Annotated in this window: 7 protein-coding genes; 2 read left to right on the top strand and 5 right to left on the bottom strand. The window is 35.3% G+C overall.

Going from position 1 to position 13,235, the window contains the following annotated elements; genetic code table 11:
• The first annotated feature begins 1,638 nt into the window (after positions 1-1,638).
• Positions 1,639-3,294 (top strand): alpha-glucan family phosphorylase, encoded by a 1,656-nt coding sequence (gene glgP / locus AABB81_RS03250; RefSeq protein ID WP_342158607.1) that lies wholly within the window; start codon positions 1,639-1,641, stop codon positions 3,292-3,294.
• Between the two features lie 118 nt (positions 3,295-3,412).
• Here glgP and AABB81_RS03255 read toward each other — a convergent pair whose 3' ends face one another.
• From AABB81_RS03255 to AABB81_RS03270, 4 genes are all read right to left on the bottom strand, one after another.
• Positions 3,413-6,175 (bottom strand): nSTAND1 domain-containing NTPase, encoded by a 2,763-nt coding sequence (locus AABB81_RS03255; protein ID WP_342158608.1) that lies wholly within the window; start codon positions 6,173-6,175, stop codon positions 3,413-3,415.
• 13 nt (positions 6,176-6,188) lie between these two features.
• Complete coding sequence (locus AABB81_RS03260) at positions 6,189-8,015, bottom strand: hypothetical protein (protein WP_342158610.1); 1,827 nt, start codon at positions 8,013-8,015, stop codon at positions 6,189-6,191.
• An 18-nt stretch (positions 8,016-8,033) separates the two neighbouring features.
• Positions 8,034-8,846 (bottom strand): gasdermin, encoded by an 813-nt coding sequence (locus AABB81_RS03265; RefSeq protein ID WP_342158611.1) that lies wholly within the window; start codon positions 8,844-8,846, stop codon positions 8,034-8,036.
• A gap of 65 nt (positions 8,847-8,911) precedes the next feature.
• The gene (locus AABB81_RS03270; protein ID WP_342158612.1) at positions 8,912-10,963 is read right to left on the bottom strand and encodes a caspase family protein; all 2,052 of its coding nucleotides are present in this window, start codon (positions 10,961-10,963) and stop codon (positions 8,912-8,914) included.
• Between the two features lie 1,046 nt (positions 10,964-12,009).
• On the opposite strand from AABB81_RS03270, the gene AABB81_RS03275 reads away from it, so the two are divergent.
• On the top strand, positions 12,010-12,885 hold the full coding sequence (locus AABB81_RS03275; protein WP_342158614.1) for a helix-turn-helix domain-containing protein: 876 nt from the start codon (positions 12,010-12,012) through the stop codon (positions 12,883-12,885).
• Positions 12,886-13,032: 147 nt separating this feature from the next.
• Here the strand turns inward: AABB81_RS03275 and AABB81_RS03280 are convergent, their stop codons facing one another.
• Positions 13,033-13,167 carry a hypothetical protein gene (locus AABB81_RS03280; RefSeq protein WP_342158616.1) on the bottom strand — a complete coding sequence of 45 codons (135 nt, stop codon included), beginning with the start codon at positions 13,165-13,167 and terminating at the stop codon, positions 13,033-13,035.
• Between the last annotated feature and the right edge of the window lie 68 nt (positions 13,168-13,235).

The raw sequence follows: 13,235 nt of genomic DNA on the forward strand, positions 1-13,235 counted from the left end.
AGAAAAAGTGAGAAGGGAGAAGGGAGAAGGAATTTTGATTTGACCTGCCTGCCGGCAGGCAGGGATTGGAGATTTCAGATTTCAGATTTAAGAAGTATTCATGCATTGATGCATTAGCTCCGCTGAATCTTCGATTTCACGCATTGTAGCATTGTAGCATTGAATATCGAACAGGGAATTCTGAATTTCGAATTGTTCTACCAAGTATAATGTTTATTTGTATCGAGGCACTGCACGTAAGCAATAATGAACGAAGCAACGGAAGTGAGTTCGACCTAAAAGGTAAAATATCGAACAAGGAATTTTGAATTTCGAATGTCGATTTGAAAATTGACCTTCCTAACGAAATTATTGATTAGATCTGAGCGGCCTATTTTGTTTTTCGTTTTGCATCCTGATAATTTTAGCCTGGAAGAAGCTACATGTTAATTTGAGATTTAAGATTGGAGATTTGAGATTTAAGAAGTGGACTCCACTACGAAATTGTTGATTAGATAGGGGCACTGCACGTCAGCAATAATGAACGAAGCAACGGAAGTGCGTTCGACCTAAAAGGTAGAATATCGAACAAGGAATTTTGAATTTCGAATGTCGATTTGAAAATTGACCTTCCTAACGAAATTATTGATTAGATCTGAGCGGCCTATTTTGTTTTTCGTCTTGCATCCTGATAATTTTAGCCTGGACGAAGCAATAGCTCCCAAAGCGAAGCGGCTTGGGCTATGGTGGAGTAAAAATTATCAGAGAGATGGACAGAAAAACAAAATCAGCCTTGATCTTTTCGTTCTTTTGGATCAAGCCAAAAGGACAGAGAAGAATGTTTTACGAATTTTTCATTCAAAACCATAGAACTAAAAAACTTAATTCATGCATTGTAGCATTTGAATATCTAATACCACTCCAGCCGGCGTGGCAGGATGAAGTAGGCTATTGATTTAAGATTGGAGATTTCAGATTTAAGATTTAAGAAGTATTCATGCATTGATGCATTAACGCATTGTAGCATTGTAGCATTGAATACCACTCCTATCGGCGTGGCAGGTCGAAGTAGGATTTTGATTTGAGATTTAAGAAGTGAACTCCCCAACGAAATTGTTGATTGGATGGAAGCTTTTACGCAAGTGTATGTTAAAAAGTGCGTAAAGAATTTTTGAAGCCTTGGAAAACCCGCCTGCCGGCGAGGCAGGAATTTAGCACTTTTTAAACGGTTTTTAGGCGTTCGATAGAAAAGCCTAAAAAACACCTCGTAAAAGCAACCTCCTTTTTTGGTTAGTTCGCCTTATTTGTTATTTGATAAATAGGAGCTCATGAATCTCGTGCCTCGATTTATTCGTTTGCCTATTATCATATATTTTGGAACTCATGAATCTCCTTCCTCGATTTCGTTTTTTGGAGGAGCAACTGCGAAGCACATCACGAATACTTAAACAAATAGTATGGGGAGGAGCAAAAAAGGAACAGAAGAAATATTGATATGAAAATTTGAAGATTTTTGAAGTACTAACGCATCCACGCATTAGCTCCGCTGAATCTTCGATTTCAGGCATTGTCGCATTGTGACATTGAAGCATTTCAACAATTAAGGATTGCTTAATTACACCAATATTTATTACATTTGCCACTTAATTTTTTTTAAACATGGAAACACTTACAGAAAGTAAATACAGCACATGGTATCATCCTTACAAACCTGCTGCTGCCTATAATAAAAAAGTCGCCTATTTCAGTATGGAATTTGGTATTGATCAGGCGTTTAACATTTATTCAGGAGGCCTTGGTTTTTTAGCAGGTTCTCATATGAGATCTGGTTTTGAGCTAAAGCAAAACATGATCGGCATTGGGATGTTATGGAAATATGGCTACTATGATCAGGCGAGAAATGACGATCAGACCCTTAGGACCGATTTTAATGAAAAACACTTTGATTTTCTTGAAGATTCAGGTATTGAAGTAGAAGTTCAGCTGCATGACAATCCACATGTAAAGGTAAAGGCCTATGTGCTAAAACCTGAGATTTTTGGTACCGTTCCGATGTACTTTTTGAGCACCGATGTTGAAGGCAACGACCATCTATCGAGAACGATTACCAATCATTTATACGACGCCAACGAAGTTACACGTGTGTCTCAAAGCATCGTCTTGGGTATCGGAGGGGCGAAAGTAGTTGAAGCTTTAGGCGGATCGGAAGTTTATCACTTAAATGAAGGGCACGGACTGCCTGCTTTTTATTACCTTAGGGATCAGGGAGTAAAGAAGAACCAGATGGTATTTACAACACATACACCAGAAAAGGCCGGTAATGAAGAAAGAGATGCGCGTCATTTGAACAGGTGTGGCTTTTTTGGAAGATTCCTTTCTGAACAGGAATTACAGAAAGAAGCAGTCAATGGAGGTATGATCAATTATACGGTTTCTGCACTGAGAATGGCAAAAAAGGCCAATGCAGTATCAAAATTGCACGCCAAGGTTGCTAAGGATATGTGGAAGGATTATGAAGGCACCTGCCCTATTATCCCAATTACCAATGCCCAGAATCAAAATTTCTGGCAGGATAAAACCATTAAAAGGACCTGGGAAAGAAAACAGGAGAAGGCCTATAAGAAAAGAAAGTTGGAAGTAAAACAGGATTTTTTCAATGAGGTAGCCAAACAGACCAATAAAATATTCGACCCGAATGTCCTGACTTTTGTCTGGGCCAGGCGTTTTGCAGGATATAAAAGGGCAGATCTTTTGTTGCATGACCTGCAACGTTTTGAAAGACTAATCTCCAATGAAAAATATCCGGTACAGATTGTTTGGGCGGGTAAACCCTATCCTTATGACTTTTACGCTATCGATATTTTTAACCACCTGGTGAATTATACAAAGCAAAAATCTAACCTGGCCGTATTGGTGGGTTATGAGATTAATTTATCGAGAAAAATGAAATACGGTTCTGACGTTTGGTTAAATACGCCGCGAATTACAAGGGAAGCCTCAGGAACCAGTGGAATGACAGCTGCCATGAACGGGTCAGTAAACGTATCGATCAACGATGGCTGGATTCCTGAATTCCAAAAAAATGGTAAAAATTGTTTTGTGCTTCCTGAAGTAGATTACAGATTGCCTCACTGGGACCAGGATAAAATGGATGCAGACAATTTGTATGATTTGCTCGAGAACAAAGTAATCCCTATGTATTACGACGCACCTGAAAAATGGCAGGAAATCGTATTCAATGGTATGGATGATGTGATTCCTGATTTTACAAGCCGCAGAATGGCTGAGCAGTATTACAAGAAGTTGTTTAAGTAAAAAAGAGTTTTTTTACTAAAGTTTAAAACCGGAAATCAATTTAGATTCCCGGTTTTTTCTTGCTATAGAATGACTTGTTATTTTGATGTACTTCACGCTAACCGAATCTCATTCTCATCTAAGGAAGCGTTTTTGGGAAATTGTAATAATTTATTTTTTCATAAGCCTTAATATCATAAATCTCCGGGAATGTGGAATAATTATGCCATTTAATAGATTTATAAACTATGGTGTCTTTTAAAATTTCAGGCGGCAACAACCATTTTCTATAGGTTCCGTCTAAGGACCCTGAATAAACAAACTTCTTGTTTGCTGAAAACGCGACCGAAGTCACAGTTCTGGTGTGGCCTTTCAATTTTTTTATAAGTTTGCCTTTATCATTCCAAATGGCAATGGAATGATCTTTAGACCCTGTTACTATGAGTGTACCATCTTTTGAAAACGAACTACTCATGATAGTATCCTGTTCTAAACTAAAGGCCAGCTTAGATTCTTTCGGAAGTAAAACTCTGCTTGTATCTGCGAACCAAATGATGCCAATACCATTGTCTGTAGCTGTAAATATTTTATGCCTTCTCGGAGAAATAGCTATGGATACAACACTATCGCCCAATTGAATATTGCCTTTATCATATATGACAGGTTGTATTTTTAAACTATCATTATGCCTTATGGTTCCGTTTAAATTCCATTGCACTATTTTATCGTTGTTCAGGGCACTTAACATCTTATAACCAATGATCTCATAATTAATGGGTGCAATACTGTTTATCCTTAATGGCCTGCTATTATACCTTGAATTTAACACATCTATATTCAATGGTTTATAAGCTTTGTTGTTACCAATATACTCAGCCCTTCCATTGTTGTACAAAACCATTGCCTCAGAAGTGTCCAGAGGAAATACAATCTGAAGAATCGAGTCGTTTCTATTATTTATTTTCCTGACAATAGCTTCATCTCCACTCCAGATTCTAAACGCAGCATCCTCTTCATCATCTGTAAAAATCATATTTAAAGCCTGAGGTCCTGATAAGGTATAATCCTTTGCATGGTTATTTGTACGATCTGACGGAGTCGATTCAAAATCGAGAATCTTGTATAAGGCATGATTTTCTTTTAAAAGGCCTTCTCCGTGTTTTTGTATTGAATCTAAAGCATTCTGCCTGAGACTATCAATTTCTTCAAACTGTCCCTTGATATACTTGTTCAAAAACAAAATATTTGTACTCCATCCATAAGACCCGTTTTTCAAATCCTGATAAAGGTCTTCATTTTCCATTTTACTAAAATTATACATTGTTGTTCCATCCAACAATAAGGCCTTAGTAGGATCTGTAGCTTTTAGATTCGTTGCATCTTTTAGTTTTAAACCGGTTGACTCAATAATTCCTTTCAAAACTAATTTATCATTCAAAATTTCTTTCATTTTGAATTCCCGTTGCAAAAAGTAACCACCAATCAATAGTCCAATGATAATGACACCCAGCACACCAAAAATCAAACGCCTTTTATTTCGTTCTTTCTGCTTCAGTTTTTTCTTAATCTTTAGGATTTCCTTCTTACTGTCTTTGAGTAGCTGCTCTTCATCAGGACTTAAATCTGAGCCCAGTTTCTTTTCATAGGGTTCAATAAATAAAAGTTGCTTAGCCGTAAAGAATTCTTTAAAATCACCCTTTAAAGAGGCTTTACTTTTGATCAGTCTTTTTACTTCAAGCAATGAAATATCATCTTCGCTCCTCTTTTCTGTAATTCTTAAGGCAAGGGAATCATGGGCCAGTTCATACAAATCTTCTTCATCAGATTTTTTGATGATACGGCTTTTTGTGAATGCTTCAACCGAAGCATCAATCAGTTTTTTATTAACATTAGGTAAACGGTTGATCAATTCAATTTTTGAAATAGGTTCCTTGGTGCCTTCCAAGGTGCAAAAATTGGAAAGTATCGACCAAACCATTTCAGAAGTAACTTTGTTTTTCTTGGTGCTGAATTTACCGCTGATCTGTTTTACCTGTTCTTCTAAAAAATCTTTTAATACATCATCAATATCTCCAATTTTCTTAAGGTCATCCATCGATATTTCAGCATCTGTCTCATGCTTTTCATCACCCGTTTTGTTCATGTACAATTTATCCAGGAATACCTGAAGATAAGGCAATTGAATAGTCAAAGTTTTTTCCTTTCCCTTTAATTTCTCAAAAATTTCTTCGGTTATTTCCTCAATTTCGTCATCTTTAATTCTAACCAGGGAATCCTTATAGCTGTTGATTCCATGCATAACTTCACGGACCTTATCAATATTCATTGGCTCAACCCGGAGCTTTCTTCTCAAAAGTTGGGGTACCTCTTTTTCAAATTCATACAGGTAACCTAAATACTCTTCCCTGATACTCAGGATGATTTTGACCGGCCTTTTAATGGATAGGATTTCCTTTATGGCTTTGATAAACTGTTTCTGTTCTGATTTTGAGCCAAGTACATAGAGTTCCTCGAACTGGTCAAATATCAGGTAAATGGGCCTGAAAGAAGCCTTATAGACGGCCTCAATTTTAGCTGAAAGATCTTTAATCCCATCCTTATTCTTATCGTCATAGCTAAACATGCCATCGCTTTCACTGCACAGGGATTTGTCTAAGGCTGAAACGATATTCGTCCCCCTTCTGATATTGAGCGATAACCAGTCATACGAATTGAATTTATTCGCCAAACCACATTGTATCAAACTTGTTTTACCTGTACCTGATGTACCATAGACCACGAGGATCCTGGTTTTAAATATCATTTTGTATAAGGCATCAATTTCTGTTTTTCGACCGAAGAAAAAATCTTTATCTTCTTTTGTATAACTATCCAAAAACTTAAAAGGGTATTTCTTTCCCATGTATAGTATATATTTAAATATTAATTAAATCCTCCGCGATCATCTCATCTTCCTGAGGTTCAAACTTAAAGTTCGTGCCAAGCAATGTATTCATGGCTTCCTCAAACTGCTTCGTTACCAAATCTAAACGGATTTTTTTCTGAAGTCTGTTTTTCTTGTCCTCGTCTTCAATTTGTTCAACCGTTTTTGCTGCTGCAGCCTTGTAAAATATGGTTTTCTCCTCTTCACTCTTGAGCGAGTAGTAATTGATTCCACTTTTGCCATTACTCGACTGATAAAAATATAATTGAAAACCGGCAGCGTTGATAAGGGCATTAAAATCAAGTAAGAAAGGAAATAAATTGATAGCCTTATTCTTGTTCCTGAAGATTACAGAATAGGTCAAAGCCGGTGAGTTATCATATTTAAGAACACGAATAAGGTTTTCCGTTTCCTTTTTCTCCAAGATCGTAATGTCTTTAATATACTTTGCGGCTGAATTACGGGACTCTTCATATTCTATCCTTTTAATGGTGACTAATTTATAGTTTGCGAAAAAATTGAATCCAGTCAAGAAACCTGCCAATGCCATTTCCGCATTTCGACAATCACTGAGTTCGTATATTCCATTAACTGAATCTTCCAGGCTTTCAAGACTGCTGCAGGCTTTGTTAAATTTACTGTCTGAATCCAGGTACATTTTTACATCTCCCAAATGATCCTCTTCGATGGGAAAATCAAGTTTATTTGATTGGAAAATTTCGATCAATAGTTGAAATAAGTTGCGAAGCTCTACAAGTTTAAGATTTCGGTTTGCACAAAAGAAATCTCTTATCAAAGCCTTATCTGTGTCAATTTTTGGGTTTTTTGTTTTTTCGTCCCATAAAATTGATATAAAGAGGTAATTGATCAATTGCAATGAAATCCTGTATGTGCTAAAACAATGCGTCATATAATCTTCTGTTTTAGCTTTGGCGTCCGATTGTTTATCAGCACCAATAGCAAACAACCTCCTTAATTCAGATCCAATGACCCAGACAAAACTATCTTCAAGTACCCCTTGGGCATTTTTAAGATTTTCAGGCTTGAGCTCCCATTGATCTTCATTACCTGAGGCTACTTTTTTAAGAAATGCAGCTACACTGCTTTTTAACTTTATCTCATCTATGAGCTGCTTGGTCAATACCTGGTTAAACACATAGTTCTTTATATCAGGATCAATTTGATCAAAAAGATTCTTGTTTTCCTCACTTTCAGATGAAATAAAATAAAAATTGTCTTCCAGTTCCATTTCTTTTAAACTACCACCTCCCCTAACCGTGAAATCTATGCCATCAATTCCTTCTTTTGTATTTAAAAGATCGTTTATTTGAGTTTTTGTAAGCTCAAAAGCCTTGTGAATTTTAACATAATCATTCCAATTAGCGATTTTGGTCATTTTCTGGTAGAATTTTTCAGAAAATTTAGTAGCTAATCCGTCGTTGACAGGTTTATTGGTTCCTATACAAATTGGAACAATGTTTTTCAAATTTTCGAGCGTGCTTTCGGAGGCACAACCATTGATAAAGACACCTTTAAGATTTTTACAATTTTTTAAATGCTCAACTAAACTTGAAAAATTCCCGTCATTTAGTTGAATTCCGCCTTTGTCGTGATGCCCGCTAAAATGAAACCAGGTTAATATATCCTGCATTTCATCAATTTTATCCATTAGAGACTCCAATGAATTTCCTTCAAATATTTCATATTTAAAATCTTCTCCCATCTGAAGTTTGCCCATTATATTTTGAAAATGATCTTTTTCAATTTTTATGTGCTCTAAATCTTTATTAGGATCATCAAATACACCGATTACATACATAGTTTATAGCATTTTAATTTAAATATCATCAGAACTTATTTCAATAAGCAAGGCTCCTTGATCCATATCGTCATCAAGTAAATTTTGTTTTGTTGTATCAGGGCCAATACTACGTGCATTTTGGATCAACTCCCCTGCCACAATTTTTCCATCTACAATTTGGATCTCTTTACAGGAAAAGGCAAACGTTAAGGGATAATCCTTTTTAAAACTTATATCATTTGAGGCTTCTTGAGAGACCCTCACCTCTATCTTTGCATTGGCAATGGATTCTTCAATGGCCGGAAGCGATAAATTAACACCATTGTCACTTTTATCGTAAACGGATATGTTAAAATCTTTTGAAACGATTGCATCTATGATAATCGCCAATTTCGAATCAGGGCTCTTCAAGGAGATAAATTTTTCATTAATCCTGATCTCATTCTCTTCAAGAAACCTCCCTAACTCTACCTGATCAAAATAATTTCGACTTACGTTAGAAAATGACAGACTAAATTTATCATCTTTTTGAATTTCTCCCTCAATCGCACCCGGTGGCACACCAAAAGCACCCAAATAACTTTGCAGTAAATCTAAACCAAGACCTACTTTAACCTTCTTGCTTTTCTTCATTGAAAAACCTGCCAGCTCTTCGGTTCTTATTTCTACCGGATCTCCAAAATCTCCATCTATCAGTGATTTGAATTGGGTAAAATAACGCGCTTTTTTACTTGAATCTATTTCCAATATGGTTAAAGGTTGCATACCTGTTTGAGGGATTCTCAGTGGATTCGCATCAAAGAGGATTCTTAATTCATCCGTAAATTCATTTTTACAAAGGCGTGCCATAAGTTTTATTATAATTTATTTTACACATAAAATAACAGGTTTCTAATTTGTTATCAGCTTTATCATTACTCCATCGTCACATCATGCGCTTTATCATTTTCCAATTTTAATGCCTTTTTGGGGTAAAGCTTTTCAATAAAAGGGAATACCTGCTTATTCTTGATGTACCAGGAAAAATTTGATTCAAGTTCTCCGGAAATTTTATTCACTGAATCGTTTAAAAGTATGAGTTCAGCACTGTATATGGCATTCTTTACCGGATTCTCAATTTCTTCGATACTACCTCCCCCTCTTGATTCACCTCTATGGGTCAAAGGAGCCAAAAAACCATCCTGGCTCAATGAAGCGATCTCCTGTGTGATCTCTCCATAATTATTGACAAGAAATTTCAAATAGACCCTTTCTTCCTCCCAGTTATAGATTTCCTGATAAGGATCGATTTGCATATAATTTTTAAATATTTTTGACTTACCCGGTAAAATCTCAAAGGTCTTACCGTCAACTGCACTTATTTCATGCAATGAATGATAAGCTGCAAGAAGGGTTACATATATATTGTCGTTCGACTCATTGCTAACTTTTATGTCATATTTACTGCCTAAGCAGTTGCCGCTAATCCTACCCTGTGGCTTCATTTCAAAACAGCCATTGGTTACATCACGGTATTCGGTGTCATCAGTTTTTACTTCAATGCTGACCGGTATCTCTTGAAAATCATCCTGAATCTCGAGGTTTTTAAAATGGAACCAATTGCAAATTGTGGGCAAATTATTCTCAAAATAAGATATAAGACTATTTGTTTGCCCCTTATTTTTCACAAGATCAAATTGACGGTTCAGGGGCTGATACGTTGCATCAGGAAAGGAAAAGTAAAGCAACCCGTTGAATATATTCACATGATAATCGCACTGCCCTAAAACAGTTGAATAATCAATACTGTCATCTTTTTTTAAAATTGATTCGATCTGTTGAAAAAAAGTGTCAGGCCCATCAATATGATGAATTCCGAGAACAGGTTTCTTTTTATGAATCGTTTCCCTGATCACTGCATATATTTTTTTCCTGTCTATATTGACATGTTCTATGTCGCCCTGATCGATGACTGAATCAATTAAATTTACATCCTTTATTTTAAGGTCAGTGGTTTGGGATTTTGATGTTCGAATGGTTACTGTATCCCCGGTAGCTACCCCGTGCATCTTTCCTTTACTGAACATCCAGCCAGTTTTATCATTGTATTGAATAAAACTTTTACCCTTCTTCATTTTGTCTCCATTGAGTCGTAACCAGCTGGTAAGTTGGTCGTATTTTCGATCTCCTAAAATAGAAATGGTCGGCGTCTGTTTTTCATAAGTCGTACTTCTAACGTGTAATTCAATTTGCTTCAATAAATCAGCATAACTGATAGCGCTGTTGCTGCTTTCCAGTGTTTTTATGAGGCTGTTGGTAAAGGTTCCTCCTCCATTGTACTCCCATGCCCGTTCACTTGACAGACAAGCCGAAAGCGTTACAATATTGTTATCGGGAAATATTTGATTGAAATCCTTTGTTCTAAGTTCATCCGCTGTCGTTTGCTTGCTAAAAATAAAGTCCTTGTAATCTCTTTCGTCAAAAGGCCTTATCGAAGCAGCTTTCATTTTTCTGTCCTTTTCCATCGATCTTGTCATATCGCCTGAGTGACAACAATCAAAAACTGTCAAAATATGAGCCCCTTTTACACATTGGCCGAATATATAACGAAGCTCCTTATTGGCAAGTTTGTTATCTTCTTTTGGATTTTCAGGGGGATAGCAATAAAGGGTTTGAATAAGGCCATTATAATTATCGTAAAACAAGTCATTTGAAATCTCATTTACACCATGACCGCTAAAATAAAATAACAAGGTATCCTGTGATCCTAATTTTTTAACCTGTTTTTGTAACTGTTTGATGATGTTTTTTCGATTACCCTCTTCATCTGTTAAAACCATAGGATCAACTATTTCATCATAAAAAGAGTTGTTTAAATTGGTCAAATAATGCTCTATTTTTCTGACATCATTAACACATCCGGAGAGGTCTCCGGGTTTAGGATATTTGTCAACTCCCACCAGGAAGGAATACAGTTTACGGGGCATTTTGAGGGGATTTTAATTGTTTGTATATCTCTTAATTAGACCAAAAAGTCAACAATGAAACATCATCACAGTGACCTAAAATTAATAAAATCTTTCTCAAACAATTGATAATAGACTTGTCTAAATATATAAAAAAATATAGAAACGCAGTTAAAGCAACAATTTATGAAAAACAATAAACATTAAAAAAAGACTAATATCATAGATGCTTTTTACAAGATTCATTGATTTATACTTGGTACTTTCCAGAGAAGGCAGGCATTTAAAATAGGTTATATAAGCTAATAACGGCAGAAAAAAAAGATGTAAATATCATTGCCAATAAAAAAACCGTCACAACTTAAAACACGTTGACTGTTGTTAACTTTGTTTATCTCTTTTTTAGAATAATTACACAAAAAAACCTGACAGAAAGATCTGTCAGGCTAGGTTAGTTTCAAAACTTTTCCCCCGAGTATTTTGAAACGCATTTCGAAATTACAAAAATATTTCTATTCTGTTCAATTTACACAATAAAAATGTTTGAAAAATATGAACAAAATTTTTCAGATTGATAAACTCGCTATTTATCAAGGCATTAAGGGTTTGATAATCCAATACCTGCAGGCACTTTAATAGTGTTTAGATGAGAAAACAATAATAAAAAACGCCTGTTTATAAAAGGTAAAACTGTACTTTTCTGTTAATAAAAGTGCGAAATTTAACTCGTTTGATTTTATTTTAGATTGACGCTGACTATAGATGAGATCGTCTTGTCTAACTTTATCGAAGCTTGTTTAACTTATATAACTATATCCTGTAGCTCCCATGTTAGCTTACATAATAAAATTCAATTGTCAGTAATCTGCTGCTGTATACCTAAAGCTTATAGTGTCAAAATCAATTATGATTCAGTAAATGATACGACATTTGAATCTGCAAGCTACATTGGTGTATGTGAATTCAGGTAAAATAATAGTGGACTATGGCTTACAACCAATCTAAAAACAATCACCAGTATCAGCCTTCTTTTTATTTTCATTATTTTTATCCATTGATATGATCATATGAAACACTATTTTTCAATAGGTGAACTCTTAACCGATTATCGCAATGACAGGGATCTTTCTCAAATGGACCTGGCTGTGCTTATCAACGTCGATATTCGGACAATCCAGCGATGGGAGAAAGATATAACCCTAATTAAAGCTGACAAGGAAAGGGAAATTGCCGAAGTGACTTTACTGCCTTATCAGCTGATCAGAAATTTAAATGCAAACATCCCTATTCCGACTTTTTATGACTTTAGGATACGAAAATACTCACTGACTGAATTAAATAATGAATTACCTGATGCTCGTTGGTTTAAAGAAAGAGTGAAAGAATTCTCAAATAAAATTCGCACTATCGACCCTCGTAAGGATATGGAAATTCTAAGAAAGGACCTGCTTTTCCAAAAAAATAACCTGGAACCCATTTCCAGAAATACTTTGACACGGGCCATTGAACTTTTACCTGAATTGAATTTAATGATCATGGATGATTATGGAAATTATTCCGGGCATTCCATAGTATTACCGCTCAAATCGGCGACTTACGAAAAATTTAAGAAAAGGGAAATTTCAGATACTGACTTTACTATAGACGATTTGGCAAATTATAAAACACAGGAAAATCCTGTATTCTTTAATTATGATATCACTGCAGATTGCAACGACAATCTGTTTTATTTAGCACATGATTTTCTTAATTTTTTTAGAAATATCCCTCATGATTCTTATGAATACTGCTCATATACAATGAGATATGATTCATTTAAACTCAACGAACAACTAGGCTTAGAATTATTATGGAAGGGTGACGTTCAACGAGACGCACTGGGTCTGGAATACCATCCTCGCTTATACACCGGGAATTTTAAAGCTTACCTTTCGGAGGATTAATTTAAAAAAAAAGGCCTTCATGTACTTGCAGGCGCGGTTAAACAATACTTATACTAAATTCAAAATCTTTGAATATGGAAAAAAAGTCCGTTTTTCTTGTTAACTGAAGATGTACTCATTATTAATTTTTCTAAAATTTTTAGTTTTTCAGAGCTTAATGATCTCTTTCAGTTTTACTTCTTCACCTACATTCATTTTTTCACAGTTCAGATCGTACAAATAGTGGTAAAATTCTATATATTCTACCAATTGTTTATCAATTTGAAATATGTTGGGTTCCATAGTTCTGATGTTATACAACTTTTTCGGTTACAATAAAGTTAATGATAAATTATAAATCAATTTGGTTC

It is taken from the genome of Lutimonas vermicola, assembly GCF_038433205.1.
Lineage (GTDB): Bacteria > Bacteroidota > Bacteroidia > Flavobacteriales > Flavobacteriaceae > Lutimonas > Lutimonas vermicola.